The sequence below is a fragment of the Streptomyces sp. NBC_00285 genome, from assembly GCF_036174265.1.
Lineage (GTDB): Bacteria > Actinomycetota > Actinomycetes > Streptomycetales > Streptomycetaceae > Streptomyces.
This window is the reverse complement of record NZ_CP108055.1, coordinates 1,514,039-1,536,120: the sequence shown is the minus strand read 5'-3', so window position 1 is coordinate 1,536,120 and position 22,082 is coordinate 1,514,039. Positions and strand designations below refer to the sequence as shown.

The 22,082-nt window shown below is 69.4% G+C and carries 23 protein-coding genes and 4 pseudogenes; 8 read left to right on the top strand and 19 right to left on the bottom strand.

Annotated elements, in window-relative coordinates; genetic code table 11:
* The first annotated feature begins 21 nt into the window (after positions 1–21).
* The gene (mltG, locus tag OHT57_RS07035; protein ID WP_328745174.1) at positions 22–870 is read left to right on the top strand and encodes an endolytic transglycosylase MltG; all 849 of its coding nucleotides are present in this window, start codon (positions 22–24) and stop codon (positions 868–870) included.
* Positions 871–882: 12 nt separating this feature from the next.
* On the opposite strand, the gene OHT57_RS07030 is transcribed toward mltG, so the two are convergent.
* The 6 genes and pseudogenes from OHT57_RS07030 to OHT57_RS47400 form a co-directional block, all read right to left on the bottom strand.
* The gene (locus OHT57_RS07030; RefSeq protein WP_328745173.1) at positions 883–1,968 is read right to left on the bottom strand and encodes an NAD(P)-binding domain-containing protein; all 1,086 of its coding nucleotides are present in this window, start codon (positions 1,966–1,968) and stop codon (positions 883–885) included.
* 52 nt (positions 1,969–2,020) lie between these two features.
* Positions 2,021–2,104: pseudogene (locus tag OHT57_RS47405) on the bottom strand (LLM class flavin-dependent oxidoreductase); the annotation flags it as partial.
* Positions 2,105–2,108: 4 nt separating this feature from the next.
* Complete coding sequence (locus OHT57_RS07025; protein WP_328745172.1) at positions 2,109–3,131, bottom strand: ABC transporter substrate-binding protein; 1,023 nt, start codon at positions 3,129–3,131, stop codon at positions 2,109–2,111.
* Positions 3,132–3,200: 69 nt separating this feature from the next.
* On the bottom strand, positions 3,201–4,040 hold the full coding sequence (locus OHT57_RS07020) for an ABC transporter ATP-binding protein (protein WP_328745171.1): 840 nt from the start codon (positions 4,038–4,040) through the stop codon (positions 3,201–3,203).
* The gene (locus tag OHT57_RS07015) at positions 4,013–4,891 is read right to left on the bottom strand and encodes an ABC transporter permease (RefSeq protein WP_328745170.1); all 879 of its coding nucleotides are present in this window, start codon (positions 4,889–4,891) and stop codon (positions 4,013–4,015) included. Before OHT57_RS07015 ends, OHT57_RS07020 begins: the two co-directional genes overlap by 28 nt.
* A 145-nt stretch (positions 4,892–5,036) precedes the next feature.
* Positions 5,037–5,120, bottom strand: a complete 84-nt coding sequence (locus OHT57_RS47400) for a putative leader peptide (protein ID WP_350495123.1) — start codon at positions 5,118–5,120, stop codon at positions 5,037–5,039.
* Positions 5,121–5,242: 122 nt separating this feature from the next.
* Here OHT57_RS47400 and OHT57_RS07010 point away from each other — a divergent pair, with 122 nt between their 5' ends.
* Entirely contained in the window at positions 5,243–5,671 is a 429-nt protein-coding gene (locus tag OHT57_RS07010) for a YjbQ family protein (RefSeq protein ID WP_328745169.1), read from the top strand.
* Between the two features lie 64 nt (positions 5,672–5,735).
* Here the strand turns inward: OHT57_RS07010 and OHT57_RS07005 are convergent.
* Positions 5,736–6,400, bottom strand: a pseudogene (locus OHT57_RS07005) (family 1 glycosylhydrolase); the annotation flags it as partial.
* Positions 6,401–6,411: 11 nt separating this feature from the next.
* A complete protein-coding gene (locus tag OHT57_RS07000) occupies positions 6,412–7,752 on the bottom strand; it encodes a mucin-1 (RefSeq protein ID WP_328745168.1) in 1,341 nt (446 codons plus the stop codon).
* Between the two features lie 180 nt (positions 7,753–7,932).
* Here OHT57_RS07000 and OHT57_RS06995 point away from each other — a divergent pair, with 180 nt between their 5' ends.
* The 4 genes from OHT57_RS06995 to OHT57_RS06980 all read left to right on the top strand — a co-directional run bounded on the left by OHT57_RS06995 (position 7,933) and on the right by OHT57_RS06980 (position 12,352).
* Positions 7,933–8,952 (top strand): LacI family DNA-binding transcriptional regulator, encoded by a 1,020-nt coding sequence (locus OHT57_RS06995; protein WP_328745167.1) that lies wholly within the window; start codon positions 7,933–7,935, stop codon positions 8,950–8,952.
* 104 nt (positions 8,953–9,056) lie between these two features.
* Positions 9,057–10,397 carry an ABC transporter substrate-binding protein gene (locus OHT57_RS06990; RefSeq protein ID WP_328745166.1) on the top strand — a complete coding sequence of 447 codons (1,341 nt, stop codon included), beginning with the start codon at positions 9,057–9,059 and terminating at the stop codon, positions 10,395–10,397.
* A gap of 64 nt (positions 10,398–10,461) precedes the next feature.
* Positions 10,462–11,481 carry a carbohydrate ABC transporter permease gene (locus tag OHT57_RS06985; RefSeq protein WP_443053428.1) on the top strand — a complete coding sequence of 340 codons (1,020 nt, stop codon included), beginning with the start codon at positions 10,462–10,464 and terminating at the stop codon, positions 11,479–11,481.
* A gap of 7 nt (positions 11,482–11,488) precedes the next feature.
* The gene (locus tag OHT57_RS06980; RefSeq protein WP_328745164.1) at positions 11,489–12,352 is read left to right on the top strand and encodes a carbohydrate ABC transporter permease; all 864 of its coding nucleotides are present in this window, start codon (positions 11,489–11,491) and stop codon (positions 12,350–12,352) included.
* 404 nt (positions 12,353–12,756) lie between these two features.
* On the opposite strand, the gene OHT57_RS06975 is transcribed toward OHT57_RS06980, so the two are convergent.
* The 3 genes from OHT57_RS06975 to OHT57_RS06965 all read right to left on the bottom strand — a co-directional run bounded on the left by OHT57_RS06975 (position 12,757) and on the right by OHT57_RS06965 (position 15,035).
* The gene (locus tag OHT57_RS06975; RefSeq protein WP_328745163.1) at positions 12,757–13,176 is read right to left on the bottom strand and encodes an ester cyclase; all 420 of its coding nucleotides are present in this window, start codon (positions 13,174–13,176) and stop codon (positions 12,757–12,759) included.
* Positions 13,177–13,220: 44 nt separating this feature from the next.
* A complete protein-coding gene (locus OHT57_RS06970) occupies positions 13,221–14,171 on the bottom strand; it encodes an alpha/beta fold hydrolase (RefSeq protein WP_328745162.1) in 951 nt (316 codons plus the stop codon).
* Between the two features lie 99 nt (positions 14,172–14,270).
* A complete protein-coding gene (locus OHT57_RS06965; RefSeq protein WP_328745161.1) occupies positions 14,271–15,035 on the bottom strand; it encodes a 3-oxoacyl-ACP reductase family protein in 765 nt (254 codons plus the stop codon).
* A gap of 130 nt (positions 15,036–15,165) precedes the next feature.
* Here OHT57_RS06965 and OHT57_RS06960 point away from each other — a divergent pair, with 130 nt between their 5' ends.
* Positions 15,166–15,759 (top strand): TetR/AcrR family transcriptional regulator, encoded by a 594-nt coding sequence (locus tag OHT57_RS06960; RefSeq protein ID WP_328745160.1) that lies wholly within the window; start codon positions 15,166–15,168, stop codon positions 15,757–15,759.
* Between the two features lie 34 nt (positions 15,760–15,793).
* Here the strand turns inward: OHT57_RS06960 and OHT57_RS06955 are convergent, their stop codons facing one another.
* Positions 15,794–16,090 (bottom strand): IS110 family transposase, encoded by a 297-nt coding sequence (locus OHT57_RS06955; protein ID WP_443053600.1) that lies wholly within the window; start codon positions 16,088–16,090, stop codon positions 15,794–15,796.
* A gap of 13 nt (positions 16,091–16,103) precedes the next feature.
* Positions 16,104–16,805, bottom strand: coding sequence for an SDR family NAD(P)-dependent oxidoreductase (locus OHT57_RS06950; RefSeq protein WP_328745159.1), 702 nt, complete (start codon positions 16,803–16,805; stop codon positions 16,104–16,106).
* 145 nt (positions 16,806–16,950) lie between these two features.
* Here OHT57_RS06950 and OHT57_RS06945 point away from each other — a divergent pair, with 145 nt between their 5' ends.
* On the top strand, positions 16,951–17,652 hold the full coding sequence (locus OHT57_RS06945; protein ID WP_328745158.1) for a TetR/AcrR family transcriptional regulator: 702 nt from the start codon (positions 16,951–16,953) through the stop codon (positions 17,650–17,652).
* A gap of 454 nt (positions 17,653–18,106) precedes the next feature.
* On the opposite strand, the gene OHT57_RS06940 is transcribed toward OHT57_RS06945, so the two are convergent.
* The 6 genes and pseudogenes from OHT57_RS06940 to OHT57_RS06915 all read right to left on the bottom strand — a co-directional run bounded on the left by OHT57_RS06940 (position 18,107) and on the right by OHT57_RS06915 (position 21,910).
* Positions 18,107–18,499: a CAP domain-containing protein gene (locus OHT57_RS06940; RefSeq protein ID WP_328753135.1), complete on the bottom strand. Its 393-nt coding sequence runs from the start codon at positions 18,497–18,499 to the stop codon at positions 18,107–18,109.
* 54 nt (positions 18,500–18,553) lie between these two features.
* Positions 18,554–18,808 (bottom strand): annotated as a pseudogene (locus OHT57_RS06935) (hypothetical protein); the annotation flags it as partial.
* A 129-nt stretch (positions 18,809–18,937) separates the two neighbouring features.
* A pseudogene (locus tag OHT57_RS06930) lies at positions 18,938–19,187 on the bottom strand (hypothetical protein); the annotation flags it as partial.
* Positions 19,188–19,387: 200 nt separating this feature from the next.
* On the bottom strand, positions 19,388–19,867 hold the full coding sequence (locus OHT57_RS06925) for a MarR family winged helix-turn-helix transcriptional regulator (protein ID WP_328745157.1): 480 nt from the start codon (positions 19,865–19,867) through the stop codon (positions 19,388–19,390).
* A gap of 12 nt (positions 19,868–19,879) precedes the next feature.
* Positions 19,880–20,941 (bottom strand): alkene reductase, encoded by a 1,062-nt coding sequence (locus OHT57_RS06920; protein ID WP_328745156.1) that lies wholly within the window; start codon positions 20,939–20,941, stop codon positions 19,880–19,882.
* 63 nt (positions 20,942–21,004) lie between these two features.
* Positions 21,005–21,910: an NADP-dependent oxidoreductase gene (locus tag OHT57_RS06915; RefSeq protein WP_328745155.1), complete on the bottom strand. Its 906-nt coding sequence runs from the start codon at positions 21,908–21,910 to the stop codon at positions 21,005–21,007.
* Positions 21,911–22,082 lie beyond the last annotated feature (172 nt).

The window sequence follows — 22,082 nt, the reverse complement described above, 5'->3', positions numbered from 1 at the left end:
TATGCGGGTTACCGTGCCCGCATGCACATGAACCCTCCGCCACGGAGCACGATTCGACTGACGCGCCGGGGCCGACTCGCCCTCATCGCGACCGGGGCCGTCGTGGCCGGCACCGCCGTGGCGGTGCCGTTGCTGAGCCTGGAGAGCGAGGGGGAGAAGAAGCCCACCACGCTGGTCATCCCGGAGGGGTGGCGGGCCGGGCAGGTCTACGACGCCGTGGACAAGGCCCTCGCCCAGCCCCCGGGCACCGCCAAGAAGTCCATGGCCAAGGTGCACCTGAAGCTGCCGAACGACGCCGAGGGCAACCCGGAGGGCTACCTCTTCCCGGCGACGTACCCACTGGAGCAGAACGGGAAGAGGACGACGCCCGAGGCGCTGCTCAGGTACATGGTCGACACCGCGAACAAGAAGTTCAACGGTGCCCCCATCGCGGCAGGCGCCCAGCGCAACGCGATGAACGTCTACCAGGCCGTCACCATCGCGAGCATCATCCAGGCCGAGGCGGCGAACAAGGCCGACATGGGCAAGGTGGCCCGGGTCATCTTCAACCGCCTGGAACGCGGGATGCCGTTGCAGATGGACTCCACCGTCAACTACGCGCTGAACCGTTCCACGCTGCGGACGACCACCGCGGACATCCGGATCGACAGCCCCTACAACTCGTACCAGCGCATGGGTCTGCCGCCGACCCCGATCGACAACCCGGGCGAGGATGCCATGCGGGCCGCGATCTCCCCGACGCCGGGCGACTGGCTGTACTTCGTGACGGTCAAGCCGGGGGACACCCGGTTCACGAACAGTTTCGGGGAACACCAGCGCAACGTGGCCGAGTTCAACAAGAGTCGGCACAAGTCGCCGACACCGGGGTGATGTGACGGGGCGTCAGACAGCGACGGGCTCCGCCGTCAGCAGTCGCCTGATGTCCCGTACGGCCGCACGGCCCGCGCGGTTGGCGCCGATGGTGCTCGCCGACGGGCCGTAGCCGACGAGGTGGATCCGCGGATCGGCGGCCGCGCGGGTGCCCTCGACCCGGATCCCGCCACCCGGCTCGCGCAGCTTCAGCGGGGCCAGATGGTCGATGGCCGGCCGGAACCCGGTCGCCCACAGGATGACGTCGGCATCGACTCGGCGCCCGTCGTTCCACTCCACACCCCCGGGGGTGATGCGGTCGAACATGGGCTGCCGGTCCAGCACCCCGTCCGCGATCGCCTGCCGGACCGCGTCGCTCAGCGGCAACCCGGTCACCGACACCACGCTCTTCGGCGGCAGCCCCTGCCGCACCCGCTCCTCGACCAGCGCCACGGCCTCCCGGCCGACGTCCTCGGTGAAGGGGCCGTCCCGGAACACGGGCTCACGCCTGGTCACCCAGGTGGTCGCGGCCGCGTACGGGGCGAGTTCCATGAGGTGCTGGGTGCCCGAGGCGCCTCCGCCCACCACGACCACCCGCAGTCCGGTGAACGCCTCGGGCCCGGGGTACTGCGCGGTGTGCAACTGCCGTCCCCGGAAGGTCTCCTGGCCCGCGTAACGCGGCCAGAACGGGCGGTCCCAGGTGCCGGTCGCGTTGATCAGCGCCCGCGCCGACCAGGTGCCGTCCGAGGTCTCGACCAGCAGCCGCCCGTCGGTGCCCTCACTCGTGGAGCGCACCGAACGAACGTCGACGGGCCGCCGTACCCGAAGGTCGAAGTCCCGCTCGTACGCAGTGAAGTACTCGGCGATCACCTCCGAGGACGGGCGCTCCGGATCGGCGCCCGTGAGCTCCATCCCCGGCAGCGCGTGCATACCGTGGACCTTGCCGTACGTCAGCGACGGCCACCGGAACTGCCAGGCGCCGCCGGGGGCGGGGGAGTGGTCCAGCACCACGAAGTCGCGCTCCGGCTCGTACCCGGCGCGGCGCAGGTGATAGGCGCTGGACAGGCCCGCCTGACCAGCGCCTATGACGACGACCTCGACCTCGCGTGTGTTGTTCACGTTTCTACCAACCGTGCGGAGGTCCCGGATCTTCCCGGACTCTCAGCGTCCGCCCGCCACCAGGATCGGCGCGCCGGTCCACGAGGGTGCGGCCGTCGCCCCCCGTGGGCAGGAACCAGTGGAGTCGTACGGTCATGCCGTCAGCCCTCCGAAGTGCGGGCCGGCGTGGTGGAGGGCGGGAGACCGCCGTTGTAGCGAGTGTCCACGAAGGCCCCGAAGTCGACCTTCTTCGGGATGAGCTTCAACGCGGTGAAGGTGTCCGCGATCTCCTGCTCGGAGGCGATCAGCGGTTTGTCGACCGCGACGGAGACCCGGCTGGCGTTGGTGCGCTTCACCGACGCGAGTGCCACCTCGTACGGCAGCCCGGTCTCCTTCGCCCAGACCTTGGCCCACTCCTCCTGATGGCCGTAGACCCAGGCGGTGGCCCTGCGCAGGCGCTCCAGGTAGTCCTGGATGGCGGCGGCCTTCTTCGTGTCCTTCAGTGCGCCGGGCGCCGCGACCTGGAAGGTCAGACCGTTGGTCACGCCCTCGCCGGTGGTGAGCACGCGGCCCTGCTCGGCCTTGAGGATCTGTGAAGTGTAGGGGTCCCACACCGCCCAGGCGTCGACCTTGCCGGAGGTGAACGCGGCGAGTGCGTCCGCCGGTTGGAGGTATTTCACCTTGACGTCGCTCAGGGTGAGTCCGGCGGCCTTGAGAGAGGCGACCAGTTGGTAGTTGGCCGACGATCCCTGCGCCACGGCGATCGACCTGCCCTTGAGCTGCTGGGGCTCGGTCAGCTTCGAACCGTTCGGTACGAGGATGGCGTCCCCCTTGGACGTGCCGTGGAAGGCGGCCACCACTGTGATCTTCGAGCCGGCGCCGGCCGCGAACACCGGTGGGGTGTTGCCGACGCCGCCGATGTCGACGGCCTTGGCGTTGACGGCCTCCAGAAGGGGTGGACCGGAGGTGAAGGTCGACCACTTGATCTTGTAGTCGAGGTTCTTGAGTTCCCCGGCGGCGCGCAGGACGGCCTCCGAACCACCTTTCTGGTCACCGACGTCGAGGGTGAGGGAGCCCTTGCCGTCGGTGTCGCTGCCGGTGCCGGCGGAGGCGTTCCCGCCGCAGGCGGTGAGCAGGAGGGCGAAGGGGAGGAGCAGTGCGGCGGGGGCGAGGCGGCGTCGCATGGGAGATCCGTTCTGTGGCACGTGGCTTGTGGGTGGGTGAGCCCCGACCCGGCTCTTGAGGAGGGGAGTTCAGACGGCTTCGGCGGCGGTGTCGACGCCGAGCCGCTCCAGGAGCCGGCCCCGGATCTCCGCGAACCGTGGGTCGGTGATGTCGCGCGGCCGGTCGAGGTCGATCTCCTGTTCGTGCGCGATGACGCCTTCGTCCATCACGAGGACACGGTCGGCGAGCAGGACGGCCTCCTCGACGTCGTGCGTCACGAGCAGCACCGCGCAGCCGCGTCGCTGCCACAACTCGCCCACCAGGCGCTGGGCCTTGATGCGGGTGAGGGCGTCGAGCGCGCCGAACGGCTCGTCCAGCAGCAGGAGATCGGGCTCGCGCACCAACGCCCTTGCCAGGGAGGCGCGTTGCGCCTCGCCGCCGGAGAGGGTCTTGGGCCAGGCGTCACTGCGGTGACTCAGGCCGACCTCTTCCAGGGCTTGGTCGGCGACGGCGCGCGCGGGTTTGCCGGGCAGGCCGAGCAGGACGTTGCGCCACACCTTCTTCCATGGCATCAGCCGGGGCGACTGGAAGGCGACCGCCTTGCGGCGTGGGACCAGGACGGTGCCCTCGATCTCCCGGTCGAGCCCGGCGAGGATGCGCAACAGCGTGGACTTGCCGCAGCCGCTGCGGCCCAGCAACGCCACGAACTCGCCCGGGCGGACGTCCAGTTGGAGATCGTCGATGACGGCACGGCCGTCGAAGGCGCGGGTCAGCCCCTGGACCCGTACGGCCTGCGTGGGCCGGGGGGCCTTGGCCCGGGCCGTTTCGGCCGCTGTGGGTGCCTGGGGTGCCTTGGGTGACGCGGCCCCGGGTGCCGTGGGGGACTCGGACACCTGGAGGCTCACCGGCCCGTGAACGTCGGTCGCCATTGCAGCAGCAGCCTTTCGAGGGTGCGGACGATGAGGTCGGCGAGCAGGCCGAGGAAGGCGTAGACGATCAGGCAGACCACGATGACGTCGGTGCGCAGGAAGTCCCGCGCCTGCACCATCAGGAAGCCGATGCCGGAGTCCGCGTTGACCTGCTCGGCGAAGACCAGCGCGAGCCAGGCGATGCCGAGGGAGTAGCGCAGACCCGTCATGGCACTGGGGAGCGCGCCCGGCAGGATGACGTGCCGTACGAGTCCCCAGCGGGAGAGCCCGAGGGATTCACCGGCCTCGATCAGCTGCGCGTCGACGCCTCGGATGCCCGCGTACACGTTGAGGTAGAGGGGAAAGGTCACGCCCAGCGTGATGATGGCGATCTTCGGAGGCTCGCCGATGCCGAACCAGATGATGAACAGCGGAATCAGACCCACGAACGGCACGGTCCGCAGCATCTGTACCGGGGCGTCCACGATGTCCTCGCCGATCCGGAACAGCCCGGAGACGAGGGCGAGTCCGGTGCCGATGAGTGCGCCGAGGAGCAGTCCGCCCGCGACCCGCTGGAGCGAGGTCGTCATGGCCGAGGCGAGCGAACCGTCGGCGATCAGATCGCCCGCGACCTGGGCGATGCGGCCGGGGGAGGCGAGGACGTTCGCGGTCAACGTGCCTGTGCTGCTGAGGAGTTGCCAGAGCGCGAGCAGGAGCAGAGGGCCGGTCGTGCGGCGCAGCCAGCGGGGGACGAAGGTGCGGCGGGATGAGGTGGGGACGATGGGTTCGAGGTCGAGGGGAGCGACTTTCGCACCCGATATCGGCGAAATATCGGGTGCGAGAGGGCCGGGAGGGGCATGGCTGATACTCATGGATGCTCCACGGAGGGGACAGCGGCCGATGAGAGGGGGGCTGCCGGGCGCCGCCGCGTCAGCCGCGTGTCACTGATCGGAGATCAGCGCGGACCGGACGTACGGGAAGGGCGGAACGCAGGCGCGAAGAGTGCGAGAGAAGGCGTCAGCAGCCGCGGCGACACGCGGCGGAGGCCACCCGCAGCAGGTCGATGTGACCGCGCGTGGTGAGCAGAACTGAACGCAACATGTGGCAGAAAGTAGCCAGCCGGCGTGACCACGGTCAATGGTGTCTCGCGGAGTGGACCAGCGGTATCGCAGGACGAGCTGTCGAAGGCAAGTGATTGCGGGCGGAGGGGTGAGGATGGAGGCATGTCAGACGCCTTCACCACCCGAGTCCTGAACGTCACGTCCGGCTCGGCGGAGCGGATCGTCGACCTCACCGGCGACTGCGAAGCCTTCCTGGGGGAGGTCGCCGCCGGCCGTGACGGTCTCCTCAACATCTTCGTCCCGCACGCGACGGCCGGCGTCGCGATCATCGAGACGGGCGCCGGCAGCGACGACGACCTCCTTGCCGCCCTGCACACCCTCCTTCCCGCGGACGATCGCTGGCAGCACCGCCACGGGAGCCCCGGCCACGGCCGCGACCACGTCCTCCCGGCGATCGTCCCGCCGCACGCGACACTGCCGGTACTGAACGGGCGTCTGGAGCTGGGGACTTGGCAGTCGGTGTGCGTGGTGGATACGAACAAGGACAATCCTCAGCGAAAGGTACGCATCACATTTCTTGCGGGATCCTGACCCTGTTCCTGATGCGCCTGGACGGACCGGATCCGCTGCTCGTGCGTCCACTTGGCCGATCATGAAGGGCCGGGTAGACCGGGTTGGCCACGGACCAGCCCACCTGGATGGCGGGAGAGATCGTCTTCACGGCGGCACGCGCCCTGTGGTGGGCCTGGATCAGTGCGTCGGTGGTTGGCTTGTCGAGGAGCGGGAGGCCGGCGACGGGCGCGACCTCGGTGCCCAGTTCACGGAAGGCGACGGCCAGAGCGATCATGTTGGGCTCGTTGATGGTGCACACGTGGCGGACCCCGGTGGCGATGATCGGTGCGGTCGCCTGTACATAGCGTTCTAAGAGGTCGATCGCGCTCTCCGCCGTCCAGCTGCCCCGTTCCGCGAACCACTGCGGCACGGTGAAGGGGTGCAGGGTGACCATGGGGCGCAGGCCGCGTTCCAGGGCGCCGTCGACCATGCGGCGGTAATAAGCGATCTCCGCCTTGGAGAAGCGACCGGGGGCCGGTTCGATGCGGGCCCATTCGATGCTGAACCGGTAGTCGGTGAAGCCCAGTTCGGCGAGCAGGTCCATGGCCTCGGGCCAGCGGTGGAAGCTGTCGCAGGCGTCGCCGCCGGCTGGTGCTCCCGGTGCCACCAGTCGCTGTTGACGTTGTTGCCCTCGATCTGGTGGGCGGCGGTGGCGGCGCCCCACAGGAAGCCGTCGGGGAAGGGCAGGCCGCCGGAAGTCGGCGTCATGGTGGGGTCTCTCAGTGCGGAGCCGGGCCGGGCCAGACGGCGGAGGCGTCGTCGCGGTCGGGTGCGGGAAGGCGGACGGGGCGGACGGGGACGGTGCGGATCGACCCTTCCGTCTCTGCTGTCCAGGAAGTGGGACGGCCCGCGTAGCACAGGGTGGTCAGGACGAAGACGCCGTCGGCGTAGACCTCCACGTACTCGCCGACGGTGAGGATGCGCAGTGTGGTCGCGGGCTCGTTCAGGACGGCTTCGCCCAGCGCGACGCCGGCGGGGCCGGTGACCCAGAGGTTCTTGCCGTCGCACCCGACGGTGAGGGCGGGGCCGTCGGCGCCGGTGCGCAGGGTGACCTCGACGCGCCCCGGGACCTCGACATCGCCGACCGCGTGGAGCGTCGGCTGTGTCGTCTCGGCCAGCAGCCAGGTCTCCAGACCGGGCCACCATTCCAGGCGAGGTGCCGAACCCTCCTCCACGACAAGGGACTTGGGCTGGGCCAGCATGCCCCGGCAGCGGTCACCGGAGTCCGTCAGGCCGACCTTGCGGGGCGTCGTGTGCAGGACGGCACGGGAGCCGTCGGGGGCGGTGATCACACGCGGGGCGTACGAGCCGGTCGGGCCCAGCGGACCACGCCGGGTCCACGGCCCGCGCAGCCGGGGCGCGGTCCACGCCTCGAAACCGCGGGTCGCGCCGATCGAGCCGAGCAGCAGCCAGCTGCCGTCGTCGAGTCGTTCTAGGACGGGGCATTCCAACTCGTCCACGTCGCCGGGTGAGATGAGCGGTGGCTGGACCGTCCAGTTCTCCAGGTCGTCCGAAGTCGCCCACGCCACACAGCCGCCGGCCTCGACGGGCAGGGCGGCGTCGGCGGCACAGACGACCATCACCCAGCCGTCCGACTCGTCGTCGCGTACGACGAACGGGTCGCGCCAGCCCATGCGTTCACCGGTGCGGTACCACCGGGCGTCCGCCTCCACGACGGGCCCGGTGCCGTGGCGCCGCCAGCCTGTGCCATCGGTGCGGTCCGAGTACGCGAGGCCGACGGACTGCAGCGGCCAGCCGTCCGGCGTCAGCCCGCTCACGCCCGTGTAGAACATCGCCGTTCCGTCGCCGTGCCGGATCGGGTGCATGGTCCATACGGCCTGCTGGTCGAAGCGGCCGGGCAGGCCGTTGCCGAACGCGGTGCCCTCGGGGTGCCAGGCGACCAGGTCGGTGGAGGTGGCCCGGCCGTAGGAGGTCTCCATGCGCAAATGGTCGAACTCGGCCGTCCAGGGGCCCTGCAGATGCAGCACCGCGTAACCGCCGTCGTCGTCGCGGAGCAGCGCGAAGTCGTTCACGCAGAGGCCGGGCGGAGCGTATCGCATGCACAGTTCCTGTCGGCTCGTAGCGCCCAAACGCATGCGCTGAACATGGACCCAGAAGGTATCGCTTAAGAATCGGCCCAAGTAAAACCGAACGCAAACGCTTGCGCAACAACGAGGCCGGGTTTACGGTCACGTCACCCACAGATCACACCGATGTGAAACCGACGGGAGAAATGCGCTGTGACGGTCAGCATCACCGATGTCGCCCGCGCCGCCGGAGTCTCGGCGTCCACCGTGTCCCGCGCCCTGCGTGACCGGCCGGGCGTGTCCGACGAGGTACGCGCCCAGATCACGGCTGTCGCCGCGCAACTCGGCTATACGGCATCCCGCTCGGCGTCCAGCCTCGCCAGCGGGCGCACCTTCACCATCGGGGTCGTGGTCCCGTACGTGGGGCGCTGGTTCTTCGGCACGGTGCTGGACGCCGCCGAGCAGGTGTTCAGCGCCGCGGGGTACGACGTCCTGCTGTACAACCTGGGCTCGCCGGAGACCCGCAAGCGTTTCTTCACCAAGATGCCGGTCCGCAAGCGGGTGGACGCGGTGCTGTCGCTGCTCATTCCCGACGAGGACGAGTCGGCCGCGCTGCGCTCACTCGGGGTGCCGCTGGCCGGCACGGTCGGAGGCGCCCGTCCCGGCTTCACCGTGGTTGGGATCGACGACCGGGCCGGCACGGAGAGCGCCGTACGGCATCTGGTGAACCTCGGCCACCGCCGGATCGGCATGATCAGCGGGTCGAGCGGGCCGCAGCACTGGACCACGCCCGTCGCGCGCCGCCAGGCGTACCTCGACGTGCTGGCCGAGGCAGGGATCGCGCACGATCCGGCACTGGAGGCCGACGGCGACTACACCGTCGACGGCGGCGAGCGCGCCATGACCGAACTGCTGGCCGCCTCCCGACCGCCTACGGCCGTGTTCGCGCAGTCCGACGAGATGGCGATGGGCGCGCTGCGCGCCCTGCGGCGACACCGGCTGAAGGTGCCGGACGACGTGTCCGTCGTCGGCTTCGACGATCACGAACTCGCCGACGTGATCGGCCTGACCACCGTCGCCCAACCGGTCGCCGGGCAGGGCGCCGAGGCCGCCCGGCTGCTGCTGCGGCAACTCGACGAGCCGGGCACCGAGATCCCCGGACATGTGCAGATGCCCATCCGTCTCGTCCTGCGCGAGACCACCGCACCGCCGCGCCCGCGCGGACCCCAGTAATCCCACTGCGGCGCTACGGCCGTCAGGCCACGAGGCCCCAACACCCCCACGCCGAAAAGCAGTCAGCGAACTTCGAAACCCTCGCACCGCACGGAGGCACAACCATGAGCTCGACCAGCAGAAGGCATCTCCGCACGGCCTGTACGGGCGTCGCTCTCGTCCTGCCCCTCGCCGCCCTGGCCGCCTGTGGCGGCGGCAGTGGTGGCACATCCGCCGACGCGGGCAGCGGCAAGGGCACGATCAGTGTCTGGGCCCACCAGGGTCAGAAGAGCGAGGACACCGCCCTGCAGAACGCGGTGAAGTCCTTCAACTCCTCACAGGGCAGGATCAAGGTCGAGCTGAAGCTGATCCCCGGCAACGACTACACCAAGACCGTCACCGCCACCGACGCCTCCCAACTGCCGGACGTCATGGAGTTCGACGGACCGACCATGGCGAACTTCGTCTACAACAAGAAGCTCTCCCCGATCGACACCTACGTCGCCGCCAAGACCCTGGCCAACGCCACCGACGCGAGCAAGGCGCAGGGCGAGATCGACGGCAAGCACTACGGCCTGGGCATGTACGACTCGGGGCTCGGCGTCTACGGCAACAAGAAGCTCCTCGACGCGGCCGGGGTGAAATACCCGACCGGCCTCTCCGACGACTGGACCGCGGCTCAGTTCACCGCCGCGCTCAAGGCCCTCAAGGCCAAGGACTCCGACGGCAAGCCCCTCGACCTGCAGGAGAACAACGGCCTGTCCAACGAGTGGGGCACCTACGGCTTCGCCCCGATCGTCTGGTCCGCCGGCGGCTCCCTGCTCAAGGACGGCAAGGCCGAGGGCGCGCTCGACACCCCGGCAGTGGTCTCCGCGATGAAGACCTTCCAGTCCTGGAAGACCTACACCGACCCCAACACGGACGGCAACGCCTTCGCGAAGAGCCGCGTCGCGCTGAGCTGGGTCGGCCACTGGATGTACCCCGCCTACAGCAAGGCACTCGGCAGCGACCTCGTCGCCCTTCCCCTGCCCGACTTCGGCAACGGCCCCAAGACGGGCCAGGGATCGTGGGCCTGGGGCATCGGCGCCAACACCAAGAACGCCAAGGCGGCCGGCGCCTTCCTCGACTACCTCATGAACGACGCCAACGTCACCGCCATGACGACGGCCAACGGTGCCCCGCCCGCGACGAAGACGGCGCTCGCCGCCAGTCCCCTCTACAAGCAGGGCGGTCCGCTCCAGCTCTTCGCCGACCAGCTCGCCAAGCCCTGCGGTGACAGCGACATCACCAAGTCCTGCTTCGCCGTCACCCGCCCGGTCACCGCCGGATACCCCACGGTCACCGCCAAGTTCAGCGACGCCCTGAACTCGATCTACGGCGGCGCCGACCCGAAGAGCGCCCTGGAGAAGGCCGCCCGCGCCATCGACCAGGACTTCTCCGACAACGCCGGATACAAGATCCCGTAGGACCGTGTCGGCCGCGGCGGGCACGCGCAGACGCTGCCCGCCGCGCCGGGAACAGGACCCACCCATGACGACAGTGGAACCAGTGGACCCCGCGCCCGCCGCGGCCTCCGACCGGGAGCAGAGCCCGCCCATGACCGCCGTGAAAACCGCCCGACCGACACGTTCCGGGCCTCGGAACAGGCCCAGGAACCGCGACTGGTTGCACGGACTGCTGATGTCCGCCCCCGCCGTCGCCGGACTCGTCGCCTTCGTCGGGATCCCGTTCGGCTACGCCGTCGTCCTCTCCTTCTACAACGTGCGCCTCGGCTCGCCCCTCGCCCCCTCGTTCTTCGGCCTGGAACAGTACCGGCGGCTGTTCACCGACCCGGACCTGTCGGGCCCGTTCCTGCGGGCGCTGCTCAACAACCTGACGTTCGCCGTGATCGTCGTACCCCTCCAGACGGGCCTCGCGCTCGCCCTGGCGATCCTGCTCAACCGCAAACTCAAGGCCATCGGACTGTTCCGGTCCCTGTTCTTCATGCCGGTCGTCTTCCCCATGACCCTGGTCGCCGTGATCTGGCGGCTCATCCTCGCCCGCAGCGACCAGGGCCTGCTCAACTCGGCGTTGCACGCGGTGAGTTTCGGCAACTGGGGTGCCTTCGACTGGCTCGGCGACTCCGCCACCGCCATGGCCTCGGTGATCGTGCTCTCGGTGTGGCAGGGCGTCGGCTTCCAGATGGTCATCCTGCTGGCCGGCCTCCAGCAGATCCCCGGCGAACTCTACGAGGCCGCCGAACTCGACCGCGCCACGCCCTGGCAGCAGTTCCGGCACGTCACGCTGCCCGGCATCCGCGGCACGCTCGTCTTCGTCGCCACGCTCACCTCGGTGCTGTCCTTCCGGGTCTTCGACCAGGTCTACGTCCTCATCCACGGCGGTGGACTCGACGAGGACGCCACCCGCACGGTCATGTACCAGGCCGTCACCACTGCCTTCGACCAGAACAACATCGGTCAGGCATCCGCGATCACCGTCGTCTTCTTCCTGATCGTCGTCGCACTGACCCTCATCCAGCGCCGCGTCGTCCGGCCCGACAACGAGGACTGACCCCACCATGGCCACGACCACGACCCGCGCGCCACACCGTCGGCCGCGCCTGCGCCGCATCGGCGACTACACCGTCCTCAGCGTGCTCGCCTTCGTCTTCGTCCTACCGGTCCTGTATCTGCTCCTCGGCAGTCTCAAGCCCTCCGACGAAGTGCTGAACGGCCTGAGCGGCTTCCTCCCCACTCACCTGTCCTTCGACAACTACACGCACGTCCTCGACGCCCTGAACTCCGACAGCACCGGCTACTTCTGGCGCTTCATGGGCATCTCGCTGCTCGTCGCGTTCGTGGTGGTGACCGGTGGCCTGTTCGTCAACTCGATGGCCGCGTACGGAATGTCACGGCTGAAGTGGCGGGGCAGGGAAGCGGTCTTCACACTCGTGCTGCTGCTGATGCTGGTTCCGTTCGAGTCGGTCGCGGTGCCCCTGTTCTACATGTTCAACGAGCAGCGCAACACGATCTACATCCAGGCGGTTCCGTTCGTCGCCAACGCCTTCTCGATCTACCAGTTCCACACGTTCTTCCGCTCGATCCCGCCGAGCATCGAGGAGGCCGCCAGGCTGGACGGCGCGGGCCCGTGGCGCACCTTCTTCGCGATCATCGTCCCGATGAGCAAACCGGTCTTCGCCTCCGTCGCGATCCTGGTCTTCCTCACCCAGTGGGGTTCGTTCCTGTGGCCGGTCCTCATGGTCTCCGATCCCTCGGTCCGCCCCCTTCCTCTGGAGATGAGTGTCTTCCAGGGGCAACAGCCCCCGGACTGGGGCCAGATCCTCGCCTTCGGCGTCCTTCTGGTGCTGCCCGTCCTGATCGTCTTCGCGTTCTTCCAACGCTGGTTCGTCCAAGGGGTCGCCAGCTCCGCAGTCAAGGGCTGAGACCGTCGGGCCGTGCTTGTGGTCGGCGGTGACAAGGCGGGCAACCGGTCCGGCCGGCACCGCCTCGCGGTACCTCGGTGAAGCAGGCGTACACGGAGCGGCGCAGCTGCGCGCGTACGTCTGGTTCGCAGGGCGGGAGCGAAACTGCCCGGACAGGAAACGGCTGTGCGGGGACGTCAGCGGCCGGCTTTTCGAAGCCGCCCACCCGGTGAGCCGACCGAGGCCGCACAGGAAGTCTGCGGTAGCCGGCGCTTCGAACTGGCAGACCCTCCCTGAGCACATGGCCCTCGGCGGTCCACGGGCCGACCCCCGGCGAAGGGTCTGTGCGGCGACCAACTTCCACTCTTCGCCGGGGGTCCCTGTCCGGTCGGCTCGCACCGCGCTGATGCGTTTTTGCTCCTGCCTCAGTCGGTGAGCTGCATCTGCATCTGGAGCTGCAGCAGTTCCTCGACGTGCCGGATCTCGACGATCCGGCCGTCGACCACCCGCGCGAGATCGATGCCGGAGCAGGTCACGTCACGGCCGGTCGCGGGCAGTCCGAACCAGGGGCCGGTGTGGGTCGCTGTGATCACCCACTGGGAGACGACCCAGCCGTCGTCGGTCTCGGCCTGGTAGACGATCTCGTGGTGAGGGTCGGTGAAGCCGTCGCGCATGGCAGCGACCATCCCCTTCATCCCCTCGATCGGCGACTGAGCCCCCGGGGGCAGGTTGTGGTCGATGACGTCGGGAGAGACCAGAGTGTCCAGCGCGTCGATGTCGCCCGCGTCGAAGGCGGCGAACAGGCGTGTCGGAACATCGCGGGCGGAAGTGGGTCGGCTGTTCATCGGGGGTTTTCCTCTCACCTCGGTGTGTCGGGTTTCGCAGTTGGTCAGGCGGTGGGGGCGGGGTAGAAGGCGTTGATCTCGGCCAGGACGCGGTCGGGTGCTTCGTGGAGGAGGAAGTGTCCGGCGCCGGGGACGTCGGCGGCGGTGGCGTGGGGTGCGGCGTCCTGGAGGGGCGCCAGGACCATGTCGGCGAGGCCGGCCTGGGTGATCATGCGGACCGGGATGGTCAGCGGGGTCTCCTGGAATGTGGTGTTGTCGGCCTCGTCCTGGATCTCGGTCCGGTAGAGCTCGAAGCCGGCGTGCAGGACCTGGGGGCGGGAGTACAGCCGGACGAACTCGGCCAGTTCGTCGTCGGAGATGTTCTCGCCGGCGGTCCTCATCCCCTGGAAGAAGTGGGTGAGGAAGGTCTCCACCCGCCCGGTGACCAGCTCCTCCGCGAGCGGACCCTGCTTGTTGAAGGAGAAGTGCCAGAACATCGACTCGATGGCGGCGAACTTCAGGTTCTTGCCGGTCAGGCCGTAGTCCATGAGGAACAGGCCTGCTATCTGCTCGCGGTACTGGGCGGCCAGCGGGTAGGCGACGCTGACGCCGAAGTCGTGGGCGACGACCTGTACGTTCTCGTGGTGGCCGAGGTGGTTGAGCAGCTTGTGGACGTAGGTGGCCAGGACCGACTTGGTCATGGAGGGCGGGTTTCCGGTCGAGTCGCCCATGCCCGGCAGGTCGATGGCGATGACGGTGCGGCCGGGCAGCAGTGAGGGCATGATCTGGCGGTACTCGTACCAGCTCTGCGGCCAGCCGTGCAGCAGCACCATGACCTGCGGGCCGTCGCCGCCGATGACGTAGTGCATCTGCAGGTCGTCGATGGTGGTGAAGCCGTGCCGGAAGAGCCTGTTGAACTCGGCGTCGTCCTTGGTCGCCGCGTCGTAGCCGGGACTGAGAGGCTCCTCTGACCCGACGGATAGGGCGGTCGTGGAGGCTGTGGTGAAGGCGTTCATGGAGGTGGTACGTCCTTTGTGACAGGGGGTGTTGTCGTGTACGGCGTCGCGGCTGGAGGCCGGTGGACCGTGCGTGCTTGCGGTCACCCGGGTGGGCGGTCAGACAGCGATGCCGCCGTCGACGTTCCAGTTGGTGCCGGTGATGAAGTGGGCCTCGGGACCGGCGAGATAGGCGACGGCGCCGGCGATGTCGGCGGGCTCGGCGAAGTGGTCGAGCGGCATGAGCTGCTTCAGGGATTCCGCGTACGGGCCGGAGGCAGGGGTCATGTCCGTGGTGGTGGGGCCGGGTTGCACGTTGTTGACGGTGATGCCGCGCGGACCGAGTTCGCGGGCCAGTCCCCGTGTGAGACCGGCGACAGCGGCCTTGGTCAGCGCGTAGACGGTTGCGCCGGGGAAGGGGACGCGGTCGACGATGACGCTGCCGATGGTGATGATGCGACCGCCCTGGCCGAGGTGGGGAGTGGCGGCCTGCACCGCACTGAACACACCCCGGACGTTGACCGCGATCAGCCGGTCGAACTCCTCCAGCGGGAAGTCCTCGATCGGCGCGGCATGGGAGATGCCGGCGTTGTTGACGAGGATGTCCAGCCCGCCGAAATGCTTGGTGGTGCGGCTGACCGCGGCCCGGACGGCTTCGTGGTCCGCGTTGTCCGACTGAATGGCGAGGGCGCCGGTCGCCTCGGCCACGGCGTCGGCCTGGTCCTTGGCGCTGGCGTAGGTGAAGGCGACCTGGGCGCCGTTGGCAGTCAGACGGCGCACGATCGCGGCACCGATGCCCCGGGACCCGCCGGTGACCAGGGCGGTCTTGCCGTCGAGGGGCCGTACGCCGGACCGCGTGGTGCCTGGGGCGGGCTGGGGGCTCATAGGGGGTCTCCGATGTCTTCAGTACTTCACTTACGAACCGAACCGCTCGGTTACTATATGCACGATGACACTAACCTGGGCAACCACGGGATTCCTTCCGTGGCGGCGAACTCTTCTCAAGGAGGCTTGGATGCCCAGCACGGGACGGCCCCGCTCGTTCGACACCGACGAGGCGCTGGAGGTGGCGATGCGGGTGTTCTGGGCCGAGGGCTACGAGGGTGCCTCGCTCGCCACGCTGACCGAGGCCATGGGGATCAACCGGCGCAGCATCTACGCGGCCTTCGGCAACAAGGAGGAGCTGTTCCGCAAGGCCGTCGACCGCTATGTGCAGGGACCGGGAGCCTTCGTGGGTCCGGCTCTTGAGCTGCCCACCGCCCGGCAGGTGGCCGAGGCGATGCTGCACGGAGCCGTGGACGCCCACACCGCGCCCGGCTGCCCGCGCGGCTGCCTGCTGGTGCAGTCCGCGCTGGCCGCCGGCCCGGAGAGCGAACCGGTCCGCCGCGATCTGGCCGAACGCCGGGAGGCCGGAGTGGCCGCCCTGCGGAAACGGTTCGAGCAAGCCCAGGCCGAGGGCGACCTGCCACTCACCGCCGCCCCGGAAACCCTCGCCCGCTATGTGAACGCCGTCGGGCAGGGCCTCGCCGTGCAGGCCGCCGGCGGTGCCGGCCGAGAAGACATGCACCGCGTCGCCGACCATGCACTCAGCACCTGGCCGAGCACCTGAGGCCTCGCGGCGCCGGCCGGCCGGTCTGCGGGTGTCAACGGAACTGAGTGGTCTGACGGGTCCGGTCGTTGACCAGGTCGAGGCGGTGGGCGGTCAGGGTGCGCAGGTCGGCGACCGTCTCATCGCCGGGCCGCAGGTGACCGAGGTCTTGGCGCATGCGGGCCTGGTCGGCGACGGCGAATGCATCCTGCCCGGCTGTCTTGCCCTGGCCGCGATGGGCGGCCGACGCTTGGTGGTAGGGGCCTTCCCTCGTGGAGCCGGGTACAGACTCGCGTCGCGGCGCTGGGGCGCCGCGACGCGATCGGGGTTCGACGAGGCGCCGGGCCGGCAGAGCCGGCGCGCTGTCAGGCGCGGGGGAAGCCCTCGGCGTCGAGGCGGAAGACGAGCTCGGCCTCGTCGCGCTTGGAGGTGTGCAGGTCCCAGTAGAGGGGAGCGATCTGCTCCGGCTTGGCCGCCTCGACCCCGGGGATGACGGAGACGCCGATCGACGAGTCGATGCCGACGTGGGCGGCCTGGATGCCGGTGCCCTCCAGCTCCTTGTGCAGGTTCATCGCCCAGTTGCGCAGCGCCGCGGCGGCGGCGTTGACGTTGGCGACCCGCGGGTCGGGCCAGATCGAGCCGGCGCCGGTGGTGTAGAGCAGGGTGCCCGCGCCGGTCTCCCGCATCGCCGGCAGTACCGCCTGGGTGGCGGTGATGGCTCCGTAGAGCTGGAAGTTCATCTCGAACTCCACATGAGACGGCTCGGTCTCGGCCGGAGCGGTCAGCTTTATGACACCGAACGACCCCACCGGGGAGTACTCCAGGACGTCGATCCCGCCGAACCGCGCGGAGGCGTCCTTGAGCGCCTGGGTGAGCGCGTCGCGGTCGAGCACGTCCGCGGGGAACGCTGCGGCGGTGATGCCGTCGCCGGCGAGCTTGCCGACAAGGCCGTCGAGCTTCTCGCGGTTACGGGAGATCAGGGCGACGTCGAAGCCCTGGGCGCCGAAGGTGCGGGCGATGGCCAGGCCCATCTGGGGGCCGGCTCCGATGATGGCGATGCTGGTCACAGCGATCCTTTCCACAAGCTGATCGAAGGAAGAAAGTCATCCGGATAGACCTATCCATATCAAGATCCGGATAGGCCGCTCCGTTTCACCGTTGCCACCGTACCACCGAAAATGGATAGAGCGTTCCGATTGCTAGACTCCCGGTATGACCCCTGCCGCCCAGCACCCCGACGGCCCTGCCGCCCAGCCTCTGCGCAGCGATGCCGAGCGCAACCGGGAGCGGATCACAGTCGCCGCGCGCAAGGTGTTCGCACGTGACGGTCTGGGTGCCTCGATGGCCTCCGTGGCCCGTGAGGCGGGGGTGGGGATCGCCACCATGTTCCGCCGCTTCCCCACGAAGGAGGAGTTGGTCGACGCCGTCTTCATCGACCGCATGGACGCCTACGCCGATGCCGTCGCCGTCGCAGTGGAGGACCCCGACCCCTGGAACGGGTTCGTGCACTACATCGAGACCGCCTGCGCGATGCAGGCCGCCGACAGCGGCTTCGCCGACGTCCTCATCACGACCTTCCCGACCGCCAAGGCGCTGGAGCGGCGCCGCGACGAGGCATACGAGGGCATGGTGGAACTCATCGGCCGGGCCAAGGCGACGGGCCGACTGCGCGAGGACTTCGACTCCTCGGACCTGGTGCTGCTGCACATGGCCAACGCCGGTGTCGTCAGCGCCACCGGCGACGCCGCCCCCGACGCCTGGCGCCGCGTCGTCGCCCTGTTCGTCCAGTCCTTCGAGGCCCCCGCCCGCGGCCCCCTGCCCGCCTCACCCGAGCATGACGCCCTCTACCGGGCCATGCTCCGCACGGGTCCAGTCGCTGACGCGGCGCCGGAGCCGGATGCGGGCAACAACTGACCTGGAACTGTGGCTGTTTCGCGGTGCTCGACTCCTTGCTCGGGGCCGTACCGGACGGTGCGGGCCGTGAGCGACACCGTTCTGGTCGGCGGGGGCAATGGGTCGGCGGCAATGGGCAGAAGCCGTTGCTCAGTCGTTGCGGGAGGCGAGGGCACGTAGGGGCGGCGGGCCGGCCGTGGGCTGGCCCACGGCCGACACTCGCGGTCGGCGGTGAGGTGACATCCTCGCCCCGTTCCACAGCTGCACCGCAGGGTCACGCCTTGGGCATCACGCCTTCGCGGTCGCTCGCATCGCGACAACGGCGCCCGCGGCCGAAGACGGGCGGGTCGCCCTTCCGGTGGACGGGATGTACGACGCCCACCGGCCAGGTGACGGAGACGGTCCGACCCGCCGAGGTGTGAGGATTCCGCGCGGCCGGACGGTTCTACGGCGTCTTCCAGAACCGGGTTCCGGACTAGTTGGAGAAGTCCTGCGTCATCCAGACGGTGCCGTTCGTGTCCCGGTACACCGAGATGCCGACGTGGGAGAACGAGGAGCTGAGGATGTTGCGCCGGTGGCCGTCGTTCGGTGGCTGCTCGGCGAGCATCTGCTGGGTGAGGTCCACGGCCGCCCCGGCGATGGCCGCGGAGTCGGTGCCGACGCCCTCGGACTCGCCGATGTTCTCGCCCGCCGCGGTCCACTTGACGCCCGCAGCGGTCTCCCGGGCCCCCAACGCGGCTTCGCCCGGGCATTGGTGGGACAGCCCGCAGCCACCGGCCATCACGGTGGTGTGCGCTGCGGCGCTGCGGTTCAACCCGTCGCTGATGGTGTAGTCCGGCAGGCCGGCCGCCTTCCGGGCCTGGTTCATCGTGGCGAGCACTTGTTGTGCCGGGTCGACGTCGGCGGTCGGGGTCGGGGTCGGCGTGCCGTCCGCCGTGGAGGCCCCGTTCACGTCCAGCACCTTGCCGCTGTGCACGGATGTCAGGTGATAAAAGGTGGCGGAGTCAATGGTCGCCGCTTCGGAATTCTGCTGCGCGAACAGAAGAAAAGGCCCCAGAACGGCGGGTACGCCGATCAGCAGGCCGGTAGCGGTCCACCTCCGGCGGTGCCGGCCACGGGAACGCCCGGCCTGGGCGTTAACCTGCTGAGGCAGGTCTTTTTCACTTATGTCACTCATGCGGCAGATCTCCTTGGTCATGACTCTTTTACCGCAGCGGCTGGCGACTGACGTTCGGTCATCCGTTTTACACCGCTTTATTCTATTCCGCTCGAACCGGAGTTCGGGGAAAGGAAACTGAATACGCCTTCAGTGGTAGCCGAGCGAAAAAGGGTTGCCGCACTGAGCAAGTGAGTTGTCCGCCGATCGGATATCGCCGTGGGTTCTGGGTTCTGTCTGCCGATCCACCCTCGGTGGCCCGGTCGTCTTGCCGGTGGTGGTCTGGCGTGCTCCCCAACCCTGGGTGAGCCGGGCGACGAGCAGCAGCCCGCGTCCGCCTTCGTCGAACACGCGGGCACGCCGCAGGTGGGGGAGCCGTGTTGCCGACGTCGGAGACCTCTCGGTCACCGCTTTCTGGGCCCGGGCCACCACGACGGGATCCACCGGTTCGGCTCGCCGGGCTTCTTCCGCCGGCCGGGGAGCCTGGCTCCGAAAAGCACGGGCCTTCATGGGCCGAGTGCGGCTCGGCACGGTCGCCTTCGCGGAAGCGCCGTAAGCGATGCGCTCTCCGGGCCCGAACCGAGGTGCAGGCCAAGGGAGTTACCCGGACTCTCCCGCTGCGACGTCACGGCTGTTGATCGCGTCTGTGATGGCGTAGGCGATACGGATGAAGGACTCGGCCTGCTGCGCCGACAGGTTCCGCGCGGAGGTCTCCTCCAGGGCCCGCCACATGGCTGCCAGGGGCTCGCGCATGGCACGGGCCTTGTCGGTGAGGTGGACGACCATGACGCGCCGGTCGTGTGCGGCCGGCTCGCGGACGAGCAGGCCGGCGTCCTGCATGCGGCGCAGGGACTTGGAGACGGTGGAGTGGTCCAGGCCGACGCTTTCGAGCAGCTCGGACTGGGTCTGGCCGTCCCGGTCCAGGAGGTGCATGAGCAACAGCTCCTGTCCGGGATGCAGGTCCATCTCGCGGAGCATGGCGGCGGCGCGGGCGCGGTGAGCGCGGGCGAGCTGGAAGATCGCGTAGCTCATCGGCCCCTCGCCGGCTGTAGTGGGGGTGTAGGGGGTGAGGTCGGGCATGGTTCGGTTTCCTCAGACGGTGTGGGTGGGGTAGTCGGTGTAGCCGGCCACTCCGCCGCCGTAGAAGGTCGCCGGGTCGGGGGTGTTCAGCGGCGCGTCAGAGCGTAGCCGCTCGACCAGGTCCGGGTTGGCGAGCGCGAGGGCGCCGACGGAGACGAGGTCGGCCGTGCCGTTGTCGATGTCCTTGGCGCGGGTGGGCAGGTCGGTGCCGCCTCGGTTGAGGATCAGCGTGGTCGGCCACAGCGCGCGCAGGGTGCCCAGCAGCTCCTCGTCGCCCGCGTGCAGCACGTGGAGGTAGGCCAGACCGAGCGGGTTGAGGGCGCGCAGGAGCGCCGGATACAGCTCGGCGGTGTCGGACTCGGCGATGTCGTTGTAGGGGTTGCCGGGGGAGATGCGCAGGCCGGTGCGGTCGGCGCCGATCTCGTCGGCCACGGCCGCTGCCACCTCGACGGCGAAGCGAATGCGGTTCTCGACGGACCCGCCGTAGCTGTCGGTTCGCTGGTTTGTGTTGTCGGACAGGAACTGGTGCACCAGGTAGCCGTTGGCGCCGTGGATCTCCACGCCGTCGGCGCCTGCCGCGACGGCGGCCGCAGCGGCGCGGCGGAAGTCCTCGACGGTCGCCGCGACCTCCTGCGTCGACAGGGCGCGGGGTGTCGGCATCTCCTGTGGCCCGGAGGCCGTGAACATCACGCCCTGCGGCTGGATCGCCGACGGAGCGACCGGCCGGCGCCCGTGGGGTGTGTTGTCGGGGTGGGCGATACGTCCGGTGTGCATCAGCTGGATGACGATACGGCCGTCCGCCGCGTGCACGGCGTCGGTGACCTTGCGCCACCCGGCGATCTGATCGTCATTGTGGATGCCGGGGGTGAGGAGGTAGCCCTGGCCGTCGGCGTTGGGCTGGGTTCCCTCGGTGATGATGAGCGCGTGCGAGGCCCGCTGGGCGTAGTACTCGGCGTTCAGCTCGGTCGGAACGCCTTCAGGCGTGGAGCGGTCACGGGTCATCGGGGCCATGACCAGGCGGTGCGGCAGGGAGATGTCACCGACGGTGGTCGGTGTCCACAGGGCGTTCAGCATGAAGGGTCCTTAGGTGCGGTGATGAAGAGGTGATGATCGAAACAGGGGGAAAGGTGGGCGTGATCAGTCGAGGGTGAGGACGAGCTTGCCCCGGACATGCCCGGCGTCGCTGACCTGCTGGGCCGTGGCGGCCTGGGCGAGCGGGTAGACGGTGACGGTGGTGACGACCTTGCCGGTCGCGGCGTCCTGGGCCAGGGCGGCCAGGCGGGCGGCCGAGCGTTCCCCGCCACCGCTGGCGAAGGTGATGCCGAGCTGCTGCGCGCGGAAGTCGGCGATGGTGACGATGCGCTCGGTGCCGCCGCGCAGGGTGATGGAGTCCTCCAGGGCTCCCTTCCCGGCCAGGTCGAACACCGCGTCCACACCGTCGGGGGCGAGCGCCCGGACCCGCTCGACCAGGCCCTCGCCGTAAAGGGTCGCGGTGGCGCCGAGCGAGGTGAGGTAGTCCTGGTTGGCGGGGCCGGCGGTGCCGATGACACGCGCTCCGCGGGCCGTGGCGAGCTGGACCGCCAGGGTGCCGACCGCTCCGGCCGCGCCGTGCATCAGTAGGGTCTCCCCTGCGGTGACGCCCAGCAGGTCCAGGACCCGCTCGGCGGTCTCGCCCGCCACGGGCAGGGCGGCCGCGTGCTGCCAGTCGAGGCCGGCGGGCTTGGGAGCCACAGTGGTGGCCAGCGCGTACTGGGCGTACGAGCCGGTGTCCGACCAGCCCAGTACCTCGTCACCCACCTGTACGTCCTGCACGCCCTCACCCAGTGCGTCCACCACGCCGGCGAGCTCGCCACCGGGGACGGCGGGCAGCGGTGTGGGGAACATGGCCTCCAGGGCCCCGGAGCGGATCTTGCCGTCCAGCGCGTTCAGTCCGGCCGCCTTGACATGGACGCGGATCTGCCCGGGGCCGGGCTGCGGGACTTCGATGTCCGCCTCGTGCAGCACTTCCGTGCCTCCGAAACGGTCGAACAGGATGGCTTTCATGACGACTCCTCTCGCCCCTCACCCGTTTAGGTGGCTGGGCACATAATTACTGTAGCAGCGAACATGTGGCTAGCCAAGTAATTGCTTCGCTGGGGCTGCGCAAGGGCGTTCGTGGTCGCGCCGACCTCGCCGGGGCGGCGGTCGAAGCGGGAGGCACCCCGCCGGAGCGCAC